18 protein-coding genes and 1 pseudogene are annotated in these 25,903 nt (G+C 67.0%); 7 read left to right on the plus strand and 12 right to left on the minus strand.

Features of this window, described 5'->3' with window-relative positions; translation table 11 throughout:
* Positions 1-118: 118 nt before the first annotated feature.
* Both ACFV9C_RS38630 and ACFV9C_RS38635 read left to right on the plus strand, forming a co-directional pair.
* On the plus strand, positions 119-1,072 hold the full coding sequence (locus tag ACFV9C_RS38630) for a diacylglycerol/lipid kinase family protein (RefSeq protein WP_380201839.1): 954 nt from the start codon (positions 119-121) through the stop codon (positions 1,070-1,072).
* A 278-nt stretch (positions 1,073-1,350) separates the two neighbouring features.
* Complete coding sequence (locus ACFV9C_RS38635; RefSeq protein WP_380201841.1) at positions 1,351-2,355, plus strand: LacI family DNA-binding transcriptional regulator; 1,005 nt, start codon at positions 1,351-1,353, stop codon at positions 2,353-2,355.
* Here ACFV9C_RS38635 and ACFV9C_RS38640 read toward each other — a convergent pair.
* From ACFV9C_RS38640 to ACFV9C_RS38675, 8 genes and pseudogenes are all read right to left on the minus strand, one after another.
* Complete coding sequence (locus ACFV9C_RS38640; protein ID WP_380201843.1) at positions 2,344-2,898, minus strand: PfkB family carbohydrate kinase; 555 nt, start codon at positions 2,896-2,898, stop codon at positions 2,344-2,346. The two genes, ACFV9C_RS38635 and ACFV9C_RS38640, sit on opposite strands and share 12 nt — an antisense overlap.
* An 85-nt stretch (positions 2,899-2,983) precedes the next feature.
* A pseudogene (locus tag ACFV9C_RS38645) lies at positions 2,984-3,154 on the minus strand (PfkB family carbohydrate kinase); the annotation flags it as partial.
* Positions 3,155-4,120: a nucleoside hydrolase gene (locus ACFV9C_RS38650; RefSeq protein WP_380201845.1), complete on the minus strand. Its 966-nt coding sequence runs from the start codon at positions 4,118-4,120 to the stop codon at positions 3,155-3,157.
* Positions 4,117-6,324 carry an arylsulfatase gene (locus tag ACFV9C_RS38655; RefSeq protein WP_380201847.1) on the minus strand — a complete coding sequence of 736 codons (2,208 nt, stop codon included), beginning with the start codon at positions 6,322-6,324 and terminating at the stop codon, positions 4,117-4,119. The genes ACFV9C_RS38650 and ACFV9C_RS38655 overlap by 4 nt, the downstream gene beginning before the upstream one ends.
* A 41-nt stretch (positions 6,325-6,365) precedes the next feature.
* Positions 6,366-7,715: a sulfatase gene (locus tag ACFV9C_RS38660; protein WP_380201849.1), complete on the minus strand. Its 1,350-nt coding sequence runs from the start codon at positions 7,713-7,715 to the stop codon at positions 6,366-6,368.
* On the minus strand, positions 7,712-9,070 hold the full coding sequence (locus ACFV9C_RS38665; protein ID WP_380201851.1) for an extracellular solute-binding protein: 1,359 nt from the start codon (positions 9,068-9,070) through the stop codon (positions 7,712-7,714). The genes ACFV9C_RS38660 and ACFV9C_RS38665 overlap by 4 nt, the downstream gene beginning before the upstream one ends.
* Positions 9,067-9,894, minus strand: a complete 828-nt coding sequence (locus ACFV9C_RS38670) for a carbohydrate ABC transporter permease (protein WP_380201853.1) — start codon at positions 9,892-9,894, stop codon at positions 9,067-9,069. The genes ACFV9C_RS38665 and ACFV9C_RS38670 overlap by 4 nt, the downstream gene beginning before the upstream one ends.
* Entirely contained in the window at positions 9,887-10,894 is a 1,008-nt protein-coding gene (locus ACFV9C_RS38675) for a carbohydrate ABC transporter permease (protein ID WP_380201855.1), read from the minus strand. Before ACFV9C_RS38675 ends, ACFV9C_RS38670 begins: the two co-directional genes overlap by 8 nt.
* A 144-nt stretch (positions 10,895-11,038) precedes the next feature.
* Here ACFV9C_RS38675 and ACFV9C_RS38680 point away from each other — a divergent pair, with 144 nt between their 5' ends.
* Positions 11,039-12,382: a sulfatase gene (locus ACFV9C_RS38680; RefSeq protein WP_380201857.1), complete on the plus strand. Its 1,344-nt coding sequence runs from the start codon at positions 11,039-11,041 to the stop codon at positions 12,380-12,382.
* A gap of 226 nt (positions 12,383-12,608) precedes the next feature.
* On the opposite strand, the gene ACFV9C_RS38685 is transcribed toward ACFV9C_RS38680, so the two are convergent.
* Genes ACFV9C_RS38685 through ACFV9C_RS38700 form a run of 4 tightly spaced genes read right to left on the minus strand, consistent with a single transcriptional unit; the run spans position 12,609 to position 22,400 of the window.
* Positions 12,609-15,290, minus strand: coding sequence for a beta-N-acetylglucosaminidase domain-containing protein (locus ACFV9C_RS38685; RefSeq protein WP_380201859.1), 2,682 nt, complete (start codon positions 15,288-15,290; stop codon positions 12,609-12,611).
* Positions 15,287-18,793 carry a beta-galactosidase gene (locus tag ACFV9C_RS38690; protein ID WP_380201861.1) on the minus strand — a complete coding sequence of 1,169 codons (3,507 nt, stop codon included), beginning with the start codon at positions 18,791-18,793 and terminating at the stop codon, positions 15,287-15,289. Before ACFV9C_RS38690 ends, ACFV9C_RS38685 begins: the two co-directional genes overlap by 4 nt.
* A complete protein-coding gene (locus tag ACFV9C_RS38695; RefSeq protein ID WP_380201863.1) occupies positions 18,790-20,886 on the minus strand; it encodes a family 20 glycosylhydrolase in 2,097 nt (698 codons plus the stop codon). The genes ACFV9C_RS38690 and ACFV9C_RS38695 overlap by 4 nt, the downstream gene beginning before the upstream one ends.
* Positions 20,883-22,400, minus strand: coding sequence for an exo-alpha-sialidase (locus tag ACFV9C_RS38700; RefSeq protein WP_380201865.1), 1,518 nt, complete (start codon positions 22,398-22,400; stop codon positions 20,883-20,885). Before ACFV9C_RS38700 ends, ACFV9C_RS38695 begins: the two co-directional genes overlap by 4 nt.
* A gap of 315 nt (positions 22,401-22,715) precedes the next feature.
* Here ACFV9C_RS38700 and ACFV9C_RS38705 point away from each other — a divergent pair, with 315 nt between their 5' ends.
* The 4 genes from ACFV9C_RS38705 to ACFV9C_RS38720 are packed head-to-tail and all read left to right on the plus strand — an operon-like array spanning position 22,716 to position 25,901.
* Entirely contained in the window at positions 22,716-23,330 is a 615-nt protein-coding gene (locus ACFV9C_RS38705; protein WP_380201867.1) for a PadR family transcriptional regulator, read from the plus strand.
* Positions 23,327-24,139, plus strand: coding sequence for an ABC transporter permease (locus ACFV9C_RS38710; protein WP_380201868.1), 813 nt, complete (start codon positions 23,327-23,329; stop codon positions 24,137-24,139). The genes ACFV9C_RS38705 and ACFV9C_RS38710 overlap by 4 nt, the downstream gene beginning before the upstream one ends.
* Complete coding sequence (locus ACFV9C_RS38715) at positions 24,136-24,918, plus strand: ABC transporter ATP-binding protein (RefSeq protein WP_380201870.1); 783 nt, start codon at positions 24,136-24,138, stop codon at positions 24,916-24,918. Before ACFV9C_RS38710 ends, ACFV9C_RS38715 begins: the two co-directional genes overlap by 4 nt.
* Positions 24,915-25,901: an aliphatic sulfonate ABC transporter substrate-binding protein gene (locus tag ACFV9C_RS38720; RefSeq protein ID WP_380201872.1), complete on the plus strand. Its 987-nt coding sequence runs from the start codon at positions 24,915-24,917 to the stop codon at positions 25,899-25,901. Before ACFV9C_RS38715 ends, ACFV9C_RS38720 begins: the two co-directional genes overlap by 4 nt.
* Positions 25,902-25,903 lie beyond the last annotated feature (2 nt).

The raw sequence follows: 25,903 nt of genomic DNA on the forward strand, positions 1-25,903 counted from the left end.
CAACTGTCGTCACCCAAGCAGATCGCCACTTGCGCTGTGCCGGAGGATGACTCCGTGGCGATCTGCGAACTCCTACACTGCCCTGCAAGGCTCGTAGGTGTTGTGCGACAGTTCGCTGGTGAAGGCCAAGGCTCCTGAGATCGTCGTCGTCGTGAATCCGACGAAGGTCGACCTCGACGAGGTACGCGACGTTCTTCAGGAAGTAGCCGCTGCGGTGCGTCTCGAGGCGCCTGCGCTGGTCGAGACGACTGAGGCCGATCCCGGGTTCGGTCAGGCGCGTGACGCTGTTCGCAATGGCGCCACGCTGGTGTGCGCGCTCGGCGGGGACGGGACCGTCCGGGCGGTGGCCCAGGAACTCGTCGGCACCGGCGTCGCACTCGGTCTGCTACCAGGCGGCACCGGGAATCTGCTGGCGCGCAATCTCGGACTCCCGATCGACTCCCTCACCGCGGCGGCCGCCACGGCCTTCACCGGACGAGACCGCCAGATCGACGTCGGCTGGATGGTCGTCGATCCCGACGGCGAACAGCGCACCGGGAACGTGCGGGCCGGTGCTGACAACGTCCACTGCTTCGCCGTGATGGCCGGAGTTGGCTTCGACGCCGAAATCATGAACGACGCGCCGGACGGAGCCAAGGACAAGGCCGGCTGGGCGGCGTACGTCGCCAGCGGCGGGAAACATCTGACCGACGACCCGTTCACGCTCGAGCTCGTCGTGGACGGGCGCGCCGCACCCGGCGGCCCGGCCCGCACCGTCGTGGTCGGAAACTGCGGCGAACTCACCGGCGGGATGGCGCTCTTGCCGGATGCCGAGCTCGACGACGCGCTGCTGGACGTGGCGACGGTCAGCGCCGAGAGCCTGACCGACTGGATCGGGGTGGCCTCACGGGTCCTGCTGGATCGAGGCGACGGACCGTCACTCCAACGCGACCGAGGTCGCGAACTCACAGTCCGGGTCGACCCACCACAGCTTTGCGAGGTCGACGGCGACGTACTGACCGAGGCATCGGAACTGCGCTTCACGGTGCAGCCGACCTGCCTCCTGGTCCGCGTCGAACGAACCAGCGCCTGACAGCTCGACATGGAGCAGGTTGGCCGACATGCCCGCCGAACACTGGGCCTCGGGACAGGGGATGGTCGTGTCCGGCAGTGCGCTCGGTACGGCGGGGCTGACCAGGATACGAGCATCGGGGTCTCGCTCAAGGCCGACCTTTCGTAGGTTGAACACCAGCTTCGACGGCCGCACGACGACTGGGTCCATGATCGTCAGCGCCGGGCCGGCGCGGATGCCACGATTGAAATCGATTTCAAATCTGACGTAGGATGGTCAGGTCGGGAATCGGAGGACGTGTGGCAACCATCAGTGATGTGGCTCGGCTGGCTGGGGTGTCGCCGAGTACGGTGTCGCGCGTGCTCAATCAGCCTGAGGCCGTCATCGAGGCGAAGCGGGATCGGGTCCTGACGGCTATCGCCGAGCTCGACTACCGGCCGAGCTCGGCGGCGCGGAATCTTCGGCGTGGGTCGTTCGACACATTGGCTTTGCTTGTGGGCGATATCGCGCAGCCGTTTCACGGCGCGTTGGCGAAGGCAGTGCAGCGGGCCGCGGACGAGCAGGGGTACAGCGTGCTGCTTTGCGATCTCGACCACAGCCGCGAACGGCTGGTCGCTCTGCTGCACTCGCTGCCCAAGCGTGGCGTCGACGGCATCATCATCGCCACGGCCGACAACATGAATGTCCCGCCGGTACAGGCCGCACTGGGTGAACTATTAACTCAAGGTGTTGCCGCCATCTGTGGGTCGCAGAGCATCCGATCGCTGAACGTTCCTGCGCTGCTCACGGATCGCGTTGCTGTTGCTCGCGACGCAACGGCGCACCTGCTTGAGCAACGCCGCTGGCCGATCGTCTTCCTCGGCGGTGGACCGAGTACGGCGCTCACGCGTGAGGCACGGAAGGGCTATGAGAAGGCCTGCCGTGCCGCAGGTCGCGAGTCCGCTGAGCTGCTCGTGGCCGACGGCGATTACCGGGCAGAAGCCGCCGAGCTGAGCATCGCTGAGCTGCTCCGCGCCGGTGTTCGGCCCCAGGGTATTGTCGCCGACAACACACCCATGGCTCTGGGTGCGGCTCGCGCACTGGCGAGCCACGGACTCGCCGTTCCTTCTGACGTGGGCATCGTGTCCTGTGAGGACGTTCCGCTCGGTGAGTACATGCAACCGTCGCTGAGTTCGATCCGTACCGATATGGACGACTACGGCAGGCGACTCGTCGACGTGCTCGTCACGGCCATCGCCGGCGGCGAGGTACCGGCGCGGACGCTGATTCCACACAAGCTGGTCGTGCGCGGCTCATCGAGCTGACCCCCAGCCCTGGGCTCCGAGGTGCTCGCAGGCAGCGGCACCCGCCACAATCGCGGCGCGCAGCGATTCCTCCGGTCCCGCCGACATCGCGAGCCGGGCCGCGAGCGTTCCGGCGAACGCATCGCCGGCCCCGGTCGTGTCGACCACCTCGACCTTGGGTGCCGGTACTTCGATCCCGTTCCAGCGAGCACCGCGTGAACCCAGGGTCACGCAGACCGAGCTTCGCACCTTGCCGAGTTCCACTTCCTCGTGCTCGTTGACGATGACAACATCGGCCAGTTCGACCAAGTCGATCGCCGCCGCTGACCACGGCGATGCATTGAGCACAACCTGAGTTCCCACCGACCGTGCTGCCTCAGCGGCATGACGGACGACAACGCCTGGCAGCTCGAGCTGGAGAAGCAGTACGTCGGCGCTCGCTACGACGCCTTTGTCGATGTCGGCGGGCGTGATCGCCCCGTTGGCCCCCGCGCAGACGACGATGCTGTTCTCGCCGTGCTCGTCGACTGTTACGAGGGCGCGGCCGGTCGACTCGCCCGGCATCACCAGTACGGCGTCGCAGTCCACCCCCGTGCGCGCGGAGTTCCGCGAGGTACGCCGTACCGTCGGTACCGACTGCGCCGACGAGGCGCGTCCACGCGCCGGCCCGGGCGGCCGCCAGGGCCTGGTTGGCGCCCTTTCCGCCGGGGAACGTCCGGGTCCGGTCCCCGGCTACTGTCTCGCCGGGACGCGGATGGCGCTGGACGCGGGTCACGAGATCGAGGTTGAGCGACCCGACCACACAGACGGTGCCGTGCACTCACACCACTCCTTGGCATGCGACGTCGAGGAACATCCTCCGGTATCGAGCGGCATCGACTTCGAGAGCCACGTCGATCCGAGGTGCGGCAACCCGTCCGAGCAGGTCGGACTCGCCGGCACGGCTGCGACGATCCACGATCGTCTGCCCGCGAGTCTCCTCCCCTTCCAGGCTGACGCGGACAGGCAACGACTCGGTGACGAGCCCAGCCGGGTCAGCAACCGCACAGACCGCGCCGGCGTCTCCGAGCGTTGCGGTGCCGGGCAGGAGCCGATCCTCGGAGCGAGAATTGTCAACCTGCCCGGAGAGCAGCCGTCCGATCAGGCTTGTTCCTGCGTCAGCGCTGACCGCGAGCTTCGCGGCATCGTCACCGTCGACAGCGACTTGGTAGAAGACGTCCAAACCGTACATCGTCACCGGCAGATCTGCGCTGAACACGATCGCGGCAGCCTCGGGATCATGCCAGACGTTGAACTCGGCGACAGGCGTCGCATTCCCCACCGATGCCGAACCGCCCATCACAACGATGCGCTCGATCATCGCGGCGGCTTCCGGGTAGGTACGCAGCAGCAAGGCGAGGTTGGTGAGCGGTGCCAGCCCGATCACGGTCACCGGCGTGCTGCTGACCAGCAGTTGCTGACGCATCAGCTCGACCGCATGCACATCCACAGGCTGCCTGGTCGAGTACGGCAGTCCCAGATCGCCGAGGCCATCCTGTCCGTGCACGTGACTCGCGTCCCTGCTCGCGGCGAGCAGCGGGCGTTCGGCGCCTCGGGCAACAGGTACGTGCACGGCGCCGGCCGCGTCGAGCACGGTGAGCGTGTTGCGGACAACCTGGTCGACGGACGTGTTGCCCGCCACGCAGGTCACCCCACGGACATCCAGGTCGGGATGACGGACGGCGAGCATCAGAGCAAGGGCGTCGTCGATGCCTGTGTCGACATCGAGCAGCACAGGCCGCGTCATTCGGTCGCCTGGATCGCGTTGGCAACGGCGGCCGGTGAGTGTTCCTCGAGGAACTCGATCACGACCTCGCTCAGCGCTCCGGCCGGCAGTGGGAACTCCCCGTCGTACGCCGTGGACACCTGGGTCACGGGATCACGCCCGATATCGAGTCCCCAGAAGGACAACAATGTCGTTGCCATCGGCAGTTCCTCCTTCGAGACGATCTCACCCGCGACGATCAGGTCGAGACGTGCGGTCCGGTCGGCCCTACGATCCACGTCGAATCCGACCTCAACCTCGCCGGCGGGCAGCGGCGCGGATGCGGCCTGTGATCGCCAGTCGAGGAAGTGGTACTCGAACACGAGAACTCCGTCCTTCACGTACAGGACATAACCGCCGTACGAACTGCCGCTCGACAGCACGACCCCGTCAGCCGGCTGGACGAGCCGCGCCCGTACTCGCATTGAGCGATCCAGCCCACACAGTGTGCTCGTCGTCGCGAGGTGACTCTGCCCTGCGTGAAGCTTGAGGGAGCGCCGCGCGGCGATACCGAGCGGAGGCCGCAATCTGAGCAGATCCTTCAACCGACGGTCGTCCAACGGCAGCACGTCGTTCGCCTTCGCCTCGCGCCACCACAGTTCCTGAAGGTCCGCAAGTAGGCCAGCCTGCTGCGATGCCAGGTCTCTGCACTCGCTGAAATCGGTCGTTGTGTCGTACAGGCGCCACCTGTCGGCCTCGAATGGTTCGCCAGATTCGTGGCAGGTAACTGCCTTCCAGCCACGGTGCCAGATCGCTCGGTGCCCGAGCATCTCCCAGTACTGCGTGTCGCGCCCTTCACCGCGATCGTCGAACGTCGCCGCGATCGAAGATCCGTCGAACTCCAGACCCTCCGGACCGCCTGCGAGATCCAGCAGGGTCGGCGCGAGATCCACCGCGTGGGCGAACTGCCTCCGGATCTCGCCGTGGCTCAAGACGCCGCGCGGCCAATGCACCACCAGTGGCGACCGCACCCCACCGAGATCGACGAACTGCTTGTAGAGCTGGAACGGTGTGTTCCCCGCGTTTGCCCAGCCCTCTGGGTAGAAGGCCGGTCCTTCGGGTCCGGCGAGCCGGTCGAGCTCAGCCAGTTCGGTCGCGACCGAACGAGTCAGGCCGTTGTACGGCGCCGCGACGTTGACGGCTCCTTGCGACCCTCCTTCACGGCTCGCACCGTTGTCAGAACAGACGACGATGATTGTGTCCTCGAACAGACCGAGGCGCCGCAGAGCCGCAACGAACAGCCCCAACTGCGCGTCAGTGTGCTCCAGGAAGCCGGCGAACGCAGCCTGCAGGTGCGCGAAGAGCTCGCGCTGGTCGTCATCAAGCTCATCCCACGCCGGCACGCCGGGCGCCCGCTCGGACAACTCCGTCCCCGGCGGTACCAGTCCGAGCGCCACCTGCCGCGAGAACCGATCGGCCCGCGTCTGATCCCAGCCCTTGGCAAAGGTTTCGACGTACTTGTCGACGTACTCACGCGGCGCCTGGAACGGGGCATGTGTCGCGCCGAACGCGAGTTGCAGGTAGAAAGGCTGCTCAGGCCTGAACGCCACATGGTCGGACACGAAGCGGATCGCTTGATCAACAAGGTCCTCACTCAGGTGGTATCCACTCCCAGCCGGCGGCTCGACCGGTGCATTGTCCTGGAAGAGCTCCGGCGCGTACTGGTCTGTGCATCCGCCCAGGAATCCGTAGAAGCGGTCGAATCCCTTGCCCAGCGGCCAATTGTGGAAAGGCCCGGCCGGCGTGATCTCGTGCAGCGGCGCAAGGTGCCACTTCCCCGCCAGGTAGGTGCCATAGCCCTGCTCACGCAGTAGCTGAGGCAAGGTCGGCACGTCGGCGTTGATCCTTCCGCGCGCGTTGGGGAAGCCGGTGTCCGTGTCGGCGAGGAACCGCATCCCCACTCGGTGGTGGTTGCGGCCGGTCAGCAGGCTGGCCCGGGTCGGAGAGCACAGCGGCGTGACGTGGAAGTTGGTGTATCGCAGCCCACCAGCGGCGAGCCGGTCGATCGTCGGGGTTGCGATCTCGGATCCGTAGCAGCTGAAGTCGGACCACCCGGTGTCGTCAAGGATCACCGTCACGATGTTCGGTCGGCGGCCTGCGCCGGCCTCGGTGTCCGGCCACCACGGTTCGGACTCGGCGATGGTGGTCCCGATCCGTCCGCGGAAGCCCGTTTCAGGGCGTGACATAGCAATCTCCCAGTCTCTGGAGGTCTGTTCGGGTGGGAAGGTCAGCGCGTGATCCACGGCGGATGGGCGACGATGTCGTGCGGCCCGTGGTCCCGCCAGGCCTCCCGTTTGTTGTGCCGCGGCAACTCGGCGACCCGGAGGCCACTGGTGCCCGGTCCGTCGTACCGTGCGAACCACTCGTCGAGCCGCTTGGACAGCTCGGCAACCGACGCAGGTCGGTCTGCTGCCACGTCGACCGACTCGCGGGGATCGCTGGCCAGGTCGAAAAGCAATGTCCGATCGACTCCGGGTTGCCACACAAGCTTCTCGTTCCGGGTGCGGATCATCCGTGTGTCGCCGTACTCGGCGCACACCTCGTCGGGCCAATCACCCAGATAGCCGCCGCGGCACAGTTCGCGGAACGAACGGCCCGGGTGTCGATGGCGCCGGTCGGGTACGTCGACGCCTGCGTGTTCGAGCAGCAGCTCGAACAGATCGCAGTGGTTGACGAACTCGTCCCTCTCCTGCCCACCGAGCAGGACACCGGGATGCCGCACTATCATCGGGACCCGGATCGACTCGTCGAGCATGTTGTACGGCACCGTCGCGTTTCCCTTGCCCCACAGCCCATGGTGGCCGGTCATCAATCCATGGTCCGAGGTGTAGGCGACCAGGGTGTCGCCGGTCAGCCCCTGCGCCTCGAGCTCGTCGAGAACGCGTCCAACGCCTTCGTCGATTTCGCTGACGGCGGCGTAGTACTGCGCGAGCGCCTCCCGCGGATCGTCCCTGGTCGTGAACAGCGCCTCTCCGGCCAACTGGCCGTAGCGATACGAGGCATCGTCCGGGATGTCGGTAAAGGTCGCCGTCCGGAACTGATCAACGAGACGCTCCGGCGCGCCCTCCCAAGGACTGTGCGTCGCGAAATGACCGACGTACAGGAAGAACGGACGCTCGGTGTCGCGCCCCCGCAGAAACCGTACGGCGTCATCGGTGACGACTTGGCGGTCGGGTGCCGGATCCAGGTAGTCGTGGGGCGCCCAGTAGTCGAAGCCTGCCGATGGTTCGTCCGTCCGGCCGACGTGCCACTTGCCGACCATCGCGGTCTCGTAGCCGCCGCGCTGGAACAGCTCGCCGAGCAACCGTTCGGTTGCGAGCCACGGTGTCGCCGCCACTTCCGGATCCTGCTGGGCGAGGAAGTCGTGGATCCCGTGCTGAGATGGGTACAGACCTGTCCAGAACGACGCTCGTGCCGGTGAGCAAACCGGACTCGGTGTGAACGCGTTCCGCATCCGGACTCCGGTGCGTGCAAGATGATCGAGCGTCGGAGTCCGGATCTCGGAGTTGCCCGAGCACCCGAGCGCCCACTCGGCATGGTCGTCGCTCAGGAACACGACGATGTTCGGCTGGCTCATCGGGCGGTCATCAGCTGGGTCGCTTGCGCCTGCAACTGGGACTGCGCCGCGTCCGGCGTCAGCGCACCGCTCAGCACGCCTCCCTCCAGGTCTTCCATCGAATTCCGCAACTTCTGCGGCAGGAAGGCGACGATCCCCCGATCGCCCAGCGCACCTTCCCACTGCGCATCAGCGACCAGACCGGCTGACACCGCCGTCGCCGCGTGCTGCTTCTGATAGGCGACGTACGCCGGCGCGGTCAGCACGCTGTGCCGAATCGGCAGGTTGCCGGTGCTCTCCGCCCATGCAGCCTGCGCGTCGGCCGAAGCCAGGAACTTGATCAGCTGCCACGAGGCGAGCTGCCGATCGGCGTCAGAGGTGAAAGCGGTCAGCCCAGGGCCGTAGAGCGCTGTCGTCGGCCGACCGGTGGAAGTTGCCTGCGGCAATGAGGCAGCGCTCCACTTGAACCTGCCAGCCACGGCCTTGTTCAGGAACGGTGCCGATCTGCTCGATCTGATGATGAACGCGGCCTGCCCGGACACGAACTCGTTCTGATCGACTGTCTGGGCGTCTCCGGTGCTTGCGAGGCGCGTTGTTCCGGAGGAAGCGAGCCGACCCAGCATTCCGAAGGCTTCCTTCCACTGTGGGGTGTCGAACGACGCCTTCCCGTCCGTGGTGACCGGCGTCGTCCCGTAGGAGTAGCCGATCGCGTTCAGAGTCGAGGCGTTCGCGTTGGCCGAATAGCAGGTTTTGCCGATCGCCTTCACCGCACTGCACACCCGCTCGAAGTCTGCCCACGTCTTCGGCGGCCCGGGCGAGCCTGCCTGGGCCAGCAGGTCGGCGTTGTAGTAGAGGACAGCCACGTTGACTGCGAAGGGGAAGCTCAGGTACGCGCCCTTCTGCGTGCTGTACCGGTTCCGCTTCAGTTCGCTCGGCTGAATGTCTGCCAGATCCTCGTTCGACAGCCCGACACCTGCCTTGTCGGCGTACGGAATCAGGTCGAGCACGCGCTTCGACTTCCCGTACTCCAAGACGTTCGCTGGGTAGGCGATCGCGACGTCCGGTGGCGAGCCTGCTTGCAGAGCTGACACGACCTTCTTGTTCAGGTCGTTGAATCCGCCGACGTACTGCGCCTGGACCTGGATGTTCGGGTTCGCTGCCTCGAACTTCTTCACCAGAAGGTCGAGTGCTGCCCCGTCGCCGCCGGTGTAGACGTGCCAGAACGAGATCGTGGTCGGTTTGCTCACCTTCTCCGGAACGCCGGCGTTGTTGCCTGCCACCGAACTGGTGGTGCTGAAGCCGCAGGCACCGGCCAGCAACACGGTGCCGGCCACGAGCAGTCCACCCAGGGTTTGGCGGCGCGGGAGTGCGTTCATTTGAGGGCTCCTTCTCCGATGCCGCTGATGACCAGGCGCTGAGTGGTCGCGAACAGCACGAGCACCGGCACCACCGACAGCACTGTCGCCGCCATCAGCAGGTTGACGTACACACCGCCCTCGGTCTGGAAGGCGGTCAATCCCAACTGAAGGACACGCAACTCCGGGCGGGAGGTGACCAGCAGCGGCCACAGGAACGCGTTCCAGGTCCAGACGAAACTCAGCACGAACACCGTCAGCGAAGTCGCTCGGACCAGCGGAAAGGCCACCGCCCGGAACAGCCGCAACTCCGAACGTCCATCCAGCCGAGCAGCCTCGAACAACGACTCCGGTAGCGAACGGAACGCCTGCCGGTAAAGGAAAACACTGAATGCTCCCACCAGCCACGGCGCAACTAGCGCAAGATAGCTGTCGTACCAACCAAGGTTCCGGATCGTCACGTAGTTCGGGATGAACGTGGCTTCCCCCGGCACCATCACGCTCGCCAGGACGAACCCGAGTAATGCGCCGCGCCCGCGGAACCGGCCGCGCGCCAGGGCGTACCCCGCAAGCGAGCCGATCACCACGTTGCCGATCGCGGTCAGGCCGGCGGTCAACACCGTGTTCGCGATGTAGCGCGCGAACGGGGCTTGCCGGAGCGCCTCCGCGAAGTTCGAGAAGGCAAGGTGATGCGGCCAGAGGGTCGGCGGTGATGCAAGAGCCTCCTGCAACGGCTTAACCGCTGTGATCACCATCCAGTACAGCGGCACCATGAGGAGAACGCACACGACGATCAGGCCGAGGTGCGCAGGCATTGCCCTCAGACGGGCTCTGGGCTCACTCATAGTGGACTCGCCTCCGGGAGATCCAGAACTGCAGCAGCGTCAGTACGGCAACTGTTACGGCGAGGAACGTGCCGGTGGTCGCGCCCCGCCCGAGCTCGTTGTCCTGGTAGAACTGGCGCACCATCAGCATGGACAACGTCTCCGAGCTGCCCAACGGGCCGCCACCCGTGAGTACGTAGATGAGGTTGAACTCGCGCACCGCGAAGATCAGCGAAATCACCGCCAGGAACAGGATCGTCGGCGACAGCAACGGCACGACGACGCTGCGGAGTACCCGGAACTCGCCCGCGCCGTCGACCCGCGCCGCCTCGCGGACGTCCTCTCCGATTCCGGTCAGCCCGGACAGCAGCACGATCACCGTGAACCCGAGCATGTGCCAGATCTGGGCGACCATCGTCACTGTCAGCGCGACGCTCGGTCCGGCGAGCACGCCGGGCAACTGGACACCGATCGGGTGCAACACCACGTTGATCACGCCGGTCCCGTCGACCAGCCACTGTCGGGGGCCGGCGCCGAACCACGACAGGATCCAGTTCGCCAAGCTGCCCGGGTTGGATCCGAAGATGACGCTCCAGATCATCGCCGACGCCACCGTCGGTACGACGTACGGCGTGAACACGAGGACCCGATACAGATGGAAGCGAGCCAGCCGGTACTGCAACGCGTAGGCGATCGGCAGCCCGATCAGGATCGTCACCGGCACCGTGCCGACCACGAAGAACAACGTCACCATCAGTGAGTTGCGGAACTCGCTTCCGGTCAGCAGAGCGGCATAGTTGCGCAGCCCAACGAACGACGCTCCGCCGAGTGACCAGTCGGTCAGCGACATCGCGATGTTGAACAGGCTCGCCCAGATGTGGAACACCCCGAGTAGCACCAATGCAGGCAAGGCGAACAGCAGACCGGCCACACTCCGGCGACATCGGCGGCGCGACCGGTCCCGAGGCTGCTCGACGGCTGCCGCCGGTGGCGAGATCTTGGGCGGGGACGTGATCGACACCCTGGCCTCCCTGGCTTTGAAATCGATACCAAATCGACCGTAGGGCCATCACAACCGCCGGGTCAAGGGATCAGCCGGCTTCCTTGACTTTCCTTCTCCAGCGAGTTGAAATCGATACCAAACCTCACGACGAAGGGTCACCACATGTCACCTCGCCATGTCGTTCTGCTCATCGCTGACCAGTTCCAGTTCCAGTTCCAGCGGCTCGGCACGAACGACCCGATCGCACGGACGCCGCATCTCGATCAACTGGCGGGCGAGGGCGTCAACTACACGAACATGTTCTGTTCCAACCCGCAGTGCACTCCGTCCCGGGTGTCGATGCAGACCGGGATCTATCCGCACGAGGCCGGCGTCATGGCGATCTACGGGTTCGGCGGACACACCGGCCATCTCAGCCCGGACCGGCTGACGGTCGGCAAGGTGTTCCGCGACGCCGGCTGGACCACCGCGTACTTCGGCAAGAGCCATCCGCTTGACGCGCTCGGCTACGACCACTTCCGAGAGCACGGCGTCGGCTCGCCGCTGTCCGGGGTCGATCGGGCTGTCACCACTGATGCGGTCCGTTTTGTCTCGGGGCACGATCCGCAGCAGCCACTGTTCCTGACCGTGTCCTGGCACGAACCGCATCCGGCCTTCGAACACGTCGCGCCGTTCGACCAGCACTTCCCGCCGGAGCAGATGCCGATTCCGACGACGTACGAGGACGACCTCGCCGGCAAACCGCCGTACCAGGCAGAGCGCCGGGCGATGCCGCACGGTGGCGTCGATCTGGATCGTCTCCGCGACGAGCTGAGTTGTTACTACAGCATGATCAGCCACGTCGACGCCCTCGTCGGACAAATCCGCGCCGCGTTGGAGGCGCGCGGCATGTGGGACGACACCGTCGTCCTGTTCACCTCCGACCACGGCGACATGATGGGCGCGCACGGCTTTCGGCTGAAAGGCGTCCTTCCGTACGACGAGCTGTACCGGATCCCGTTCATCCTCAGGGTTCCCGGGCTACAGCTCGAACGCTCGGTGGTGGACGATCTGTGCGTGAACGTCGCCCAGCCCGGCACGCTGCTGACCGCCGCCGGTCTCCCAGTGCCCACTGAAATGTCCGGCGGATCCGTGCTGGAACGCGCACTGCGGACCAGTCCACCACAGGACGAATGCGTATTCCTCGAGCACTACGCGGCGTACTGGGGCCTCCACCCCTTCCGCATCGCCCGCACCCGGGACTGGAAATACGTACGCCACTACGGCGAGGCTCCGTGGGAGGAGCTGTACAACCTCGTCACGGACCCAGGCGAACTGCACAACCTCGCCGATCGCTCGGACCTCACCCCAACGCGTGCCGAACTGCGCCGACGAGTCGACGAGTGGTGGCAGTCGACCTACGGCCAGGACCTCGAGTACTACGAATCCGCCGCATTCCGAAACTGGGGACACACCACACTGGTCAGCGACAACGCCCTCTGGACCGATGCATCCGCCTCACAGTGATCTGCATTCACCCCCAGGCAGATCAGCTTGCTGAGCGTGCGAGGCTCCGAGGCAGTCCGATAGTCCGGGCTTCGCCGCAGGCCAGGTACGGCTCACGACACAGTCGAGGTCGCTGGAGTGGTCTCTCGCCTCCTCGGCGCCAGAGTCCGCGACGATGCGGTCCTCGACGGCGCCCTGGCCCAGGCCACCCGCCGCCTCCGCGCCCTAGCCCTCGCCCCGCCGAGTCTCACATCACCGCGTCGACGCTGAATTCGGCGGCTGACGCCCAGGGGTTGCCGTTCTGTTCCGACAGGGCGACGAAGCGGACGTACCGCGTGCTTGTGAGGGCGAACGGGGCGAACTTCTCGGCGGCCCCGGGCGGGAACGTGCCGGTCGCGACCGGCGTCCCCCACGTCTGCCCGTCCGAGCTGAGGTACACCTGGTAACCGGCTACGGTTCCGTTGCCGCCGCCGGCCCGCGGGAGGTACCGCAGGGCCGAGACGCTCAACGGCTTGCCGAGATCGAGCTGAATCTCGTGCGGGTACGGCGCGTTGCCGGCGGACCAGACCGTGTGCCAGATCGTCGCCGGATCACCGTCGATCGCGTTGACGGCCCGGCCGTCCTCCCCCGCGGTCTCCTCGCTGTCGACGTACGCGACGCCGGTCGGGCGAGTCGGTGTGGCGGCGCTGGTGACTTGCACCGCGGCCTCGGCCGTTGTCGACGACCGTACTCCGCCTGCCGTCCAGCTCACCGTCGCAGCCACGTCGGCGATGCGGCCGGCGACGGGTCCGGGCCAGGTCGCGGTGAAGGACGCATCGGCGCTCTGCCCGTTGGCGAGCGAACCGAGATCCAGCACGGTCGGCGTCGCCGTCCCGCCACCCGGCAACTCGATCCGCACCGAGACGTCGGACGCGTTCCCGGCGATCCCGTTCGCCACCTGTACGGCGAGCTTCGCCGAGCCGTCGGCTGCGAACACCACCTTCGCCGACAACCGCACCGCGATCGGGTGGCTCGCCAGGTCCAGCGCCTGATCGATGAACGTGTCGAGTACGCCGTCCCCGACCTTCGGCGGCACCGCACCCCAGGTGTTGCGCGGCGGGTCGACCCGAACGGCTCGCGCCTGGGTCCGCAGGCCGTCGGCCTCACCGGCAAGGGCGGAGCCGGCAGCGTTGTCTCCGGCGAGCCGTGCCGACAGGGAGTCGAGCGTCTTCGTCATGGCCTGGCCCCAGAGCGCCGTGGCATCGAGCCAGGGCTTGGCGTCGGCGATGAACCCCGGCTGCACCCGCCCAGCCCGGATGGTGGCGGGAGCCGCCGCGATCCGATCGGCGTAGTCGTGCAACTGCTGCACCGCGTCGGCCGGCTTGCCGCTGTCCCAGGTCCGCCAGAACTCCGCGACCCGGCGCGCCAACTCCGGCGCCTGCGGCTGCCAGGGGTTCGGTCCGAAGGTCGGCGCCAGATGTTCCAGGTCGCCGAACACCTGCAGCGCTGCCGTCGCCGCCGGGTCCTGTCCGGCCAGATAGTCCATCGCTCGGTGCCAGTTCCGGGTTGCGTCGTAGGCGGCGTCGTTCCAGGTGAAGTCCGCGACCCCGAACAGCGCTACCTTGCTTGCGAACGGCTGGTTCATCGGGTTCGCGACGATCCCGCTGAGATGGTCGGACAGCCCGGCTTCACGCTTGTCGTACGGCGCCAGCAGCAACCGGCCGCTCGTCGCACCGTAGTCGTTGACCGGGTAGTTGTCCCAGACAAACACCTTGCGCCCGAACAGCGCGGCCGCCTTCGAGGCCTGGTCGTTGGTGATCGCCGGCGGCACTACGTCCGTGCCGGTCCACATCACCTCCACCGCCGGGTCGAGCGTCGCGCGCATCGTCTGCTTGTACGCCGTGTCGGTCAGGTCGCCGTACTCCGTCGGCACCATCTGCAGCGGCCGGGCACCGTTGTGGGTGGCAATGAACGTTTGCTGCACCGTGTTCAGAAGGTCCACCTGCGCTCGCGCCGCCGCAGCGCGACCGGGTGCGCCGTACTTCGTCTGGTCGCCCGCGCAGTTCCATCGCGTGTAGCTGATGTCGTCCAGCGGGATCGAGAAGGCTCGGCCACCGAGATCGTAGATCGCCTGCAGTTTCGCGATCAGCTTCGCGGTGTCGCCGGGGTCGGAGTAACAGATCGACCCGCCGGGCGAGACCGCGAAGGTGAAGCGCACGTGGTTCCCGGTGGCTCGCTCGACCAGCTGGCCGAGCTCGGCCAGCTTGCCGGCCGGGTACGGATCGCGCCAGCGGTCGCGGTGATACGGATCGTCCTTGGGCGCGTACACATAGGTGTTGGCCTTCTGGTCGCCCAGGAAGTCCATGTGGTCGAGGCGCTCGGCCTGTGTCCACGGAGTTCCGTAGAAGCCCTCGATGCTTCCGCGCAGCGGCATCGACGGGAAGTCGCTGACGCTCGCACCGGCAATCTTCCCGTCCCGGATCAGCTGCCGCAGCGTCTGGACGGCGTAGAACTGGCCCGCCGGGTCGACACCGCCGATCGCCACCACCGCATGCGGCATCGCGCTCACGCGCAATGCGTACCCTTCCGGATGCGCCGGAACCGTCGTCGCGCCGAGTCCTTCCTTGACGTCGGTCCGGTTCGAGCCGCCGAGCAACACGGTCAGCGGAGCAGCAGGTCCTCCGGGGTCGCCGGACACCGTTTCGACCTCCTCCGCGCCGGCGGCTCCGAGCTCCTGCTGAAGGCGGCTCAGCGCCGCCGCGTCGGTGTCGGGTCCCGTGACGATCCTGACCCGATCAGGGACAGGCGTGTCCTTGCCAGCCCGTTCGATCGCCTGCGGCGTCGGCGACACCACAGGTAGAGCCGCATCTGTCGCCGGAGCGGCATCGGCAGATGGCAGGGGTGTCAGCAGTGCTGCCCCCAGCGCGAGCACCAATAACGTGCGAGTCACGATGAAGTACCTCCAGCATGAGGTGAGGTGGGCGGGAAGAGCGCGGCCCAGTCGGGGGCTGGGTTGGATCGGCCACCGACACCGCCGCGCACGGTTCCGCGGACGACGAGGCGTACACCGTCGGGACCGACGCCAGGCTGCTCCGCGGTGACCGCGAGGGCGATCGTGTTCGGGCCGTGCCGGTTGAGGAAGCCGGATGGAATGACGAACTCGTTCTGTGGTCCCACGTTGTTGACGTACTGTCCGGTGTTCCAGCCGTTGACGAAGATCAGCATCCGGTACTTCGCACTCCGGCCGGTGCTGTCGTCAACGTGCAACGCGATGGCGGGATCGGTGCCCGGGGCAACGTTGAGCATCGCGGTGGTCCGGTACCACCGGACGACCGGGGCGTCGCTCTTCAGCGAGGCCGTGGTCGACCAGCGGCTGTCCGGCGCGCCGGGCAAATGCCATCCGTGGCGCTCACCGAAGAGGCCACCATTGTTGTAGAGGCCTCGCGCCTCGTCGGCCGGGGTGTCTCTGCCGAGCGCACCCTGCAGCCGCCAGTTGATCCTGCCGGAGCCGGGTACGTCGACGTCGTACAGGCCGCGGCCGCCCTTGGAGCGGCCGTCTGACGACCAGTCCAGATACTGCCCCATGTTCCGCACCAGGATGGCAAGCACGGCAGGCTTGCCGGCCGGGGCGAGGCCGGCGGGGACGTCGTACGACGATGTGCCGTCGCTCTGCGAGCCGAGGTAGTGGCCGTTCAGCCAGACCAGCGCTTGGCCGGCCGTTCCCGTCTTCACGCTGACCTTGACGGCCGAACCGTCGGCGGTCGGTGTGTACCGGCCGCGGTACCAGGTGTCGCCTTCGTGGAAGCCGTACTCTTCGGTGTCGAGCACGACGCCTTGTACCGGACCAGGTCCGTGCTTCGGGTTGGCCGCGGTCGTTCGGTCAGCCGCCGTCCACGTCGAGTCGTCGAAGCTCGGTTCGCGCTCCGGAGCCTCCGCCGCGGTGCGCCAACTCGTCAACGCTGGGAGCACGGTCGGCCGGGGTCCGGAGAGCGCGCCGACCAGGGCTCCGGCGGCATCTCGGGTGACGTGCACGTCCTCGCCGTTCCAGCTCAGATCGGTCACGCCGTTCGGGACGAAGACCCGGATCGGGCGATCGGCCGCCGTGTCGCTCGTGAGATCGAGGCGATGGCCGGACACTGCGGCGCTGCGGACCAGGTCAGGGCCGGTGGCCAGTATCTCGGACTGCCCGGCGTCAACCTGCCAGGTGCTGGTCACCGCTGCGTGGTCAGTCAGGACTACGACGAGGTCGGGTCGACCGCCGCCGCTGATCCGCACGGTGCTGGTGCCGCCATGCACATAGTTCAGTCGCAGGTCGCCCCGGTTCTGGTCCCAGCTGACCTGCACCGGCGACCCGTCGAGCGTCATGACGTCCGGGCGGCTCGGATACCGGAACACGGTCTCGCCGGCCTCCCCCGCTGTACCGACCAGGCTGATCAGGTCGGTGCCGTGGGTGAGGATCTCCGAGGTCGAGTACACCAACTGGTGCGGCCCGAAGGCATAATCGGCGACCAGCGTCTTGGCGTCCCGGCCGGCGATCGTGACGGCAGTGCCTGGCTGCTGCGGGATTCGCGGATAGGCCGTCGACGATGGGGGCGGTGGCGGGATTGTCGTCGGGCTGGTGTCGATCGCGTCGACCGAGACGAACGTGCCCTGGGACGCGGCATTCCCCTTCTGCCCGGTCACCACGATCTTCAAAGTGTGCGGGCCGGCACCGAGGTCGGTCGCCTCGTACTTGACCTGCTGGAAGACCGGGCCGGCCGAATAGCCGTCGACGGTGGCCTTCTTGACGCCGTCGACATAGACATCGGCGGTGCCGTGGTTGCTCGAGTCAGGGCCGACCCAGCGCACCACGGGCCCGTCGAAGGCGACCTCCAGACTGTCGCCTGTCCGGTTCGAGAAGGTCTCGTCGTCTCTGTAGTCGCCGCTGGTCCACGATTGCCCGGCAGCGTGCGTCCACTGCCCGGTGTAGTGCAGGCCGGTGTCGGAGTTGTTCCACCGATAGCTGACCGGCTTCGGCGGCGTGGGCGGCCGCTCGAGGTCGAGCGGGAACGCCACCTGGCTCGTGGAGGTGTCGTTGGAGTCCGGATGTCGGAGGTTGATGATCCGGGTGCCGTTCCCGGAGACGGAGCTCGCGACATCCTCGGTCGACAGCCGTTGATCGGCGACGACCGGTCCGCCGTCGGCGCTCACGGACACCGGGGTGACGGCGTACGACGAGGCGATCGGCGTCACCGCCTGCTGCAGGTAGCCGAACTCCTTCTGTACCGCAGCCTTGTCCCGCAACTGCCGGTCCTCGCCGATGGCGGCCCCGTAGTCGTACGACGTGAAGCCGGAGCCCGGATCGCCGGTCCAGCCCCAGTTGGTGCCGCCGTACTGCATGTAGTAGTTGAACATCGTGACGCCGTTCGCGAGATTGTTCACCGCGAACTGCCGGGTGAACGCCGCGTCGACGAAGTCCGCGCACTTCGAGGTCTGGAAGTCCCGGCCCCAGGCCGTGAACGCACCTCCCTGTCCCTCGGCGATGAACAACGGCGTGGCCGGCGAGTAGCTGCGGATCCGGGACTCGAAGTTGCTCAGCCTGCCGCGCGGCCCAGTGCAGTTGAACCCGAGCGGATAGGTGTCGAAGGCGTACAGATCGAGCTGCGAGCCACCCGGTTGCCCGGGCACGTTCCAGCCGTGCCCGTCGCCCCAGTCGTTGTGGAACAGCGGCACGGTGATGCCGTCCTTGCGGACCGCGTCCTGCAGCTTCTCGATGTACGCGATGTGCTTCGCGGAATGGTCGACCTGCTCGTTCTCCACCTGATAGGCGATGACGCTGCCGCCGCCGTCGGTGAGCTGGTGCCGGCCGATGATCCCGTTCACGGCGTGCAGCCACTCGAGGTCGGCGGCCAGGTTCTGCGGGTCGGCCGTGCGTTGCTCCCCTGCGTACGTCGACATGTACGCGGGCAGGCCGCCCATGCTGACCTCGGCGTTGATGTACGGCCCGGGGCGGGCGATGACGTACAGCCCTTCCTGCTCGGCCATGGTGAGCAGCCGCTCGATGTCGCGTACGCCGGTGAAGTCGTACGAACCGGGTTTGCTGGAGTGGAAGCCCCAGAAGAAGTACAACGACACGGCGTTGAACCCGTTCGCCTTCAGCTTCTGCAGCACATCGCGCCATTGGTCGGGGCTCGGCAGCCGCCAGTAGTGGAACTCGCCGGACCACACCACCAATCGGCGTCCGTCGACCGTGAGGGACTTGTCGTCCCAGGCGACGCGGTGGGGCCGCCCATCGTTTCCGGGGAAGGGGTGGAGGCTCGACTTCCCCGCAGTGACGGCGGGCACGGCTGGCGCCGCCTGGGTACCGGCCGAGGCCAGACTCGCGCTGCCGAGGACGAGGGCGAGCACGCCGGCGGTGACTGCGGCAAGCCTTCGTCCTCCGAGGCGCCGCGTGACCGTGCTGTCGCGGGTCATGCGGGAGCCTGCCAGACCGTGAGTTCCGCGGCGCCGGCGAACGGCTTGCCGTTCGCCGCGCTGGTCGCGTCGAAGCGTACGTACCGTGCCCTGGTCACCGGGAAGGTGACCTTCTTCTCGGTGGCGTCGTCACGGAAGTTGCCAGCGGCAACCTGATGCCAGGTGGTTCCGTCTGCGCTGACGCTCACGCCGTACGTCGCGATCCGGCCGTTGACGCCCCCGTCCTGCCGCGGCTGGTAGCTGATCGCCCTGACCGGGTACGACGTACCCAGGTCCATCGTCAACTGGTGTGGCATCGGTACCTCCGTGGGCGTGTAGGCGGTATGCCAGGTGGTGTACGGGTTGGAGTCCAGCACGTTGACCGCCGCGCCGTTCTCCTGCGAGGTCTCCTGGCTGTCGGTCGTCACGCGCACCGCGTTCGTGGGTACGGCGGTCAGCTCACCGCCGGCCGTGCCGGGCGGTCCACCGATCGCGTCGGCACGGGCGAAGAACTCCCAGACACTGTTCGACCGCGGCCCGCCCCAGGTGCGCTCGGCGAGGACCTGCAGCGGCCGCTTGGCGTAGAAGTCGAACCACTCGGGGCTTTGCTCCTCGGCCTTGTCGGACCAACGAGAAACCCGGTAGCCCAGAACCCCGCCGGGCGCCGGGAACGAATAGTCCTCATACACCTTGCGTACGTCCACATAGCCGTACTGACCGAGCCGCTGCCCGAAGCCCGCGCTGACGTAGAGCAGATTCTCCGGCGTCGCCACGACCCGGTAGCCCTGAGCGGCGAGCGCGGACGGGTCGGAGCTCACCCACGAGTCGACGATGATGTTCTTGTCCGGGCTGATGCTCGACTTCTGGCCGTAGACGTTCCACCATTCCCACATCTCGGTGGTCTTGCCGTGGGACCGCACCGTCGCGTTCAGCTCGTTCGCGAAATCGACGAAGACGTCGCCCGTGTAGGTGAAGCCGCGGTCTTTCGCGTACTGCACCAGTTCGGGACAGGCGTTCTTCTTGTCGTCGTACCCGATCTCGTCGCCGCCGATGTGAAAGGTCTTGGAGTCGAACAGCGGCACGATCTCGTCGAGCAGCCGTTTCACGAACTCCCGGGTGTGCGGCTTCGTGATATCCAGCGTCCAGCCGCCCAGCTCACCGCCGGGCCAGATCGCCTCGTCCATCGAGGGGCAGGAGAATCGGAGGCTCGGGTCGTAGCTCGTGATCGGCGTGGCATGACCCGGGAGGTCCACCTCGGGGACGATCTCGACGTGGTACTTCGCCGCGTAGTCCTGCAGCGCGCGCAGGTCGGCCTTGGAGTACGCACCGTCCTTCGGGGTCAAACCGGGAAACGTGTCGCTCTGGATCCGGAAGCCACGCCAGTCGGTGAAGTGGAGGTGGAACACGTTGAGCTTCTGCCAGGCCATCTGCCGGATCTGCTGCTTGAGGTAGCTCACCGGGAAGAACTTGCGCCCGACGTCGAGCATCTGCGCACGCGTCGCGAGCTTCGGAGCATCCTGCGCGGTTCCCCGCGGCAGGCTCCGCCGCAGCGGATCGGCCTTCAGCATCTGCAACACGGTCTGCGTGCCGTAGAAGGCGCCGGTGTCCGTCTGCGCGTCGATCCGGACCGTGTCGCCGATGCTGAGCCGGTACTCCTCGGCACCCAGCGCCGGGTCCGGACTCTCCGCGGACAGGACGATGTCGCCCGGGCGGGCAGGCTCGTCGACGACCGGCAGGCGACGGCCGGTCATCGTCTCGAGGTCCTCGACGAAGGTACGAGCCGTCGCTGCGGAACGCGGCCCCGAGACGACCCGCGTGCCCGCTGCGATGCTCCACGGACGACCGTGCCCGGCGTCCCACTGCCGCAGGCTCGGCACCACAGCAGGCCGGCTGTCGGCACGTGGTGCCGCGACCGGGACCGGCGTACCGCTCCCCTCGGCGCCGACCGTCGTACCGCTCGGTGTTGTCGCAGAGACCTTCAGGTTCGGCACGTACTCGCCGCGCTGCTGGTCGTCGAGCGTGACCGTGTGCTTCCCGAAGCGGCAGACGTACGACGCTCCGGGAGCGAGACTCGAGTAGCGGCAGGCATCGAGGTTGTCCTGGTTGCCGGTCACCGTGACGTTCGTGAGGACGGTGTTCCCGGTGTTCGTGATCCGGGTCCGTACGTGAGTACGTCGTCCAGCAGCCCCGGCCTGCCGCCGACCGCAATGTTGTCCAGGACGGGCAGCACCGACAGCCCGGAGTGCTCCGGAGCCACCGGATCGGCAGTCACCGCAATAGTGGTCGTCCCGACGGACCTGGTGCCGGAGACCTGGTACGACGCGGTCACCGGAACGTTGCCCACCGCAACGTCGGATGACGTGAAGGCAACCTTGACATCGACCGCCTCGCCGGCAGGAATCGCCGGGACCTCCACGGGAGTCGTCTGCCAGCCTTCGGGCACCTCGAGCGCGAGTTTCCCGGCGTCGGTTGCCTTCATCCCCTGGTTGACGATGTGTACGGCAAGCTCGCCCGCTGTCCCCGCCCGGTACGCCGTCGGCGGGGCGATACTCAGCGGCGCGCACACCCCACCCAACCACTTCAGATCGAAGTGCGCGAAGGTCATGTGCTGGTATCCGAAGCGCTCGTACAGCATCCCGATCGAGCCGTCGGGCAACCGGCTCATTGTGGAGTAGCCGGCCGAACCGGGATCGACCACGCGCTGGATCGGCCAGGTCTCGCCGTTGTCGCACGACATCTTGACGGTCAGGTTGCGCCGGATACCCGTGTCCGGGGTGTTGCTGAACAGCAGCATCTTCGAGTGCGGGTCGTCCTGCGCGACATCGGGGAAGGCCCGCAGGATCGAGCCGTTGTTGCCTTGGTCAACCAACTCCGGATCCGGTTGCAGCGGCGAGTACGTCGCACCGCCGTCGCTGGAGGTGGCCACCCTGCGGTACGGGTTCGCGCGGACGTTCAGCATCACCGTCCCGTCGGACAGCTCGACGGTCTTGTTCTCGTCGGCGCCCGGCCCGGCCAGCGCACCCATCCGCCATGTCGCACCGTGATCGTCGCTGTAAGCGCTCGCCGCGTAGTTGCCGCCGTTGTAGCGGACGGTGTACTGCTGCACCAGCCGCCCGGCGTACCGCCCGTGCTGCAACTGGATGCCTTCGCCGGAGGCCGCGAAGAGTCCGCCCCAGGCGGGGTCCTTGATCATCGAGGTGATCCGTCGATGCTGCCAGGTGACGCCGTCGTCGTCGGACCAGCTGTAGTCGGCGTGCAGGATGTTCGGGTCGGTGTCGCTGTTCCCGGTCCGTGAGCCGGCGTACCCCTGGTTGACCGAGGACGCGTAGAACAAGAAGATCCGGCCGGTCTTACGGTCGACCAGCAGGCTCGGATCGCCGTACCCGTTCGGCGCCGGATCGCTCCGGATCACTTGCTGGGTCGACCACGTCCGTCCGCCGTCTGTGCTCCGGCGGACCAGCATGGCGATGTGGCTCGGCAGATCGGCCATCGTCGGGCGGCCGTCGTACGCCGCGATCAGGGTTCCTCTGGTGCTCGTGGTCAGCGCCGGAATCCGGTACTGGGGATACCCGCCCTCCCCACGGAAGGCCAGGTCGGTGCTGGAGAACAGGCCGTTGCGAGGCGGCACGTCAACTCCTTCGGCGGACGAGACAGCCGCGGTGGCCGGCACCAATGCCACCACGAGAGCGAGGAATCGGCAGAGCAGTCGTTTCATGGCGAGGACCGCTTTCAGTCGGGCGGATGCATGACGTCAGATCTCCCCAAGAGTGCTTGGAACCATAGAGATACGAGCAGAAAACGTCAATGACTCGGAGCGACCCGAATTACCAGATGCGTCACGAGATATGCCCATTTGGGACTACTGCAGCCCCTTGACGCAAGACTCAGTGCTGGACGACAGTATGCCCAGTTGGCTATTTTGATCTCGAGGATCGGAGCGGGCATGGCCCCGGACTACGCACTACTCGGCCTGCTGGCGCGGCGGCCGGCGACCGGGTACGACCTCGGCCGCTGGCTGCGCAAGGACGGGATCTTCCTCGGGCGCCGCGCGAACATGTCGCCCATCTACCGGGCGCTCGCGGACCTGACCGAACGGGGCTGGATCGAGGCGACCGTGGACCGGCGTGACACCGGCCCGGACGGCAAGGTGTACAGCCTCACGGAGGCCGGTGAGGAGGCGTTGATCGACTGGGCCCGTGAGCCGTTCGTGCCGGCGCCGCGGCCGATGGATCCGGCGTTCGTGGTCCGGCTCAACTTCGCCGGGCAACTCGGTGTCGACTACGCGCTGGACATCGTCCGAACCGAACTCGACTACCGCATCAAGCAGCGCGCGGATGAGGGCGGACCGTTCAGCGGCTCGACGGACGTCGACCCCGTGCCGTCCATCGAGCCCGACTGGCTCGCGTACATCGACTGGCTCACGCACTCCCGGGGCTGGGCCTCGACCTCGCTGTACATCTCGTGGCTCGAACTGACCGAGCGCGAACTGACCCTGATCAAGCAGAACGGCGGCCGTCCGGCCCAGCTCAGGTCGCCCTTCGACGGGACCCCGTCGTGAGTCCGGTCAGCACCAGCGCGGAGCCGGTCACGACGGCCGCGAGCGATACCGGAGTGCGGCGCCGGGCGAGCCGCTCAGGCCTGATCAGCCTTGCCTCCGTCTGTGCAGGTGTCGCTCTGTGGTGGCTGGCCGCCGCGCTCAATCCCGCGACGATGCCCAGCCCGCTCGACGTAGCAGTGCGCTTCGGTCAACTCGTCGCGGACGGGACCTTGCCCGGGGACATCGCCGCCAGTCTCCGGCGCGTGCTGATCGGGTTCGTGATCGGCTGTGGGCTGGCCGTCCCGGTGGGCTTCCTGATGGGCTGGTACCGGACCGGCCGGGCGATCGCCGAGCCATGGATCCAGTTCTTCCGCACGATTCCACCGCTGGCGATCATCCCGCTCGCGATCGTGCTGATGGGCATCGGCGAGGTACCGAAGATCTTCGTGATCACCCTCGCCAGTTTCCTCGTCTGCGTCATCGCGACGTTCCAGGGAGTTGTGACCGTCGACCGCACGCTGATCAACGCCGGCCGGGTGCGCGGCGCGAGCGACTGGGTCATCTTCCGGCGGATCGCCGTACCGGCCTCGGTCCCGTTCATCCTGGTCGGGATGCGACAAGGGCTCGGCGCCTCCTGGGCGACGCTCGTCGCCGCGGAACTCATCGCGGCCCAGCAGGGCCTCGGCTACCGCATGCAGCAAGCGCAGGTCTACTACGACATCGCGACCATCTTCGTCGGACTCGTCACCATCGGCGTTCTCGGGCTGCTGATGGACCGCTGCCTGTTGTGGGCCGACCGCAGACTCACCTCGTGGCAGGAGCGCCGATGAATGCCCAACCCAAGATCGCCTTCGACTCGATCTCCAGCGTGTTCGAGCTGAACGGCGCGCCGTTCACTGCGGTCGACCGGGTCAGCCTCGACATCGCCGCCAACGAGTTCGTCACGGTCGTCGGACCGTCGGGCTGCGGCAAGTCCACCATGCTCAACCTGGCGGCCGGACTGCTGACACCTACGTACGGCGAGGTCCGGGTCGACGGCACGCGCGTCACGGGTCCGGGTCCGGAACGCGGCGTGATCTTCCAGCAGTACGCCCTGTTCCCATGGCTGACCGTCCGGAAGAACGTCGAGTTCGGACTTGAGCTCGCCAGGATGCCCGCTGCCGAACGACGCCGCCGCGTGGACGAGATCCTCGGTCTGGTCGGCCTGTCCGACTTCTCCGACGCGTTGCCGAAGAACCTGTCCGGCGGCATGAAACAACGCTGCGCCATCGCCCGCGCCTACGCGGTGAATCCGAGCGTACTGCTGATGGACGAGCCGTTCGGTGCGCTCGACGCGCTCACCCGGGTTCGCATGCAGGACCAGTTGCTCGCGACCTGGACCGAGGAGAAGCGCACCGTCCTGTTCATCACCCACGACGTCGACGAGGCGGTCTACCTCGCCAACCGGGTCGTCGTGATGGCCGCCCGGCCCGGCCGGATCCACTCGATCATCCCCGTCGACCTGCCGTATCCCAGAACCGAGACGATTCGGCTCTCGGACGATTTTGCGCAGCTGCGCAACCACGTCTGGAACTCCGTGTACCACCAGGAAACCAAGGACATCGCATGAACACGTCGCTCTCCCGCCGGACCCTGCTGGGCAGCATCGCCGGCCTGGCCGCCGCCCCACTCGTCACCAGTTGCTCCGGCGCGGCCGGCGACAGCAAGCTGACCGACGTCAAGGTCGGTTACATCGCCGACGGCAACGGCGCCTCGACGGTCGCCGTGGCCGACAAGCTCAAGCTCTGGGACAAGCACGGTCTCCGCGCGAAAACAAGCGTCTTCACCAGCGGCCCGCTGGCCATCCAGGCGCTCGGCACCGGCAACGTCGACTTCGCCTACATCGGTCCCGGCGCGCTCTGGTTGCCGATGTCCGGCAAGGCCAAGGTCGTCGCCCTGGTGTCCCTTGGACAGGCCGACCGGGTCATCGCACAGCCCGGGACCGCGAGTCTCAAGGATCTCGCCGGTAAACCCGTCGGCGTCCCGGAGGGAACCAGTGGCGACATGCTGCTCAACCTCGCGCTGGAGAAGGAGGGAATGACGATGAGCGACATCAAACGCGTCGTCATGGACCCGCCGACCGCCATCTCGGCCTTCATCTCCGGACAGATCCAGGGCGCCGCGATCTGGTACCCGCACGTCGCCACGGTCACCGCCCGCAAACCGGACCTGGTCGAGCTGGTCAAGTCCACGGACTTCCCCGAGCTAGCCTTCCCGTCCGCACTCGTCGCCGGACCGGACATCACCCAACGCGCCGACCTGCTCAAGCGGTTCCAGGGCGTCGCCAAGGACGCCAACCAGTGGAACCACGACCACCGTACCGACGCCGTCGATCTGCTCGCCGGCTTCCTCAAGGCACCGAAGGCAGGGCTGGAGTCCGAGGCCAAGTTCGTCAAGGTGCTGCCGACCGAAGAGTTGGTTGCCAAGAGCGCCGACGGGACGATCGACGGCTGGCTCGACACCCTGGGCAAGCTGTTCACCCGGATCGGCAAGGTGAAGACTCCGGCGCCCGCCAAGGAGTTCTACCTCGGCGCCGAGTTCGCGAAGGCGTGATC

Source organism: Kribbella sp. NPDC059898 (genome assembly GCF_042730855.1).
Lineage (GTDB): Bacteria > Actinomycetota > Actinomycetes > Propionibacteriales > Kribbellaceae > Kribbella.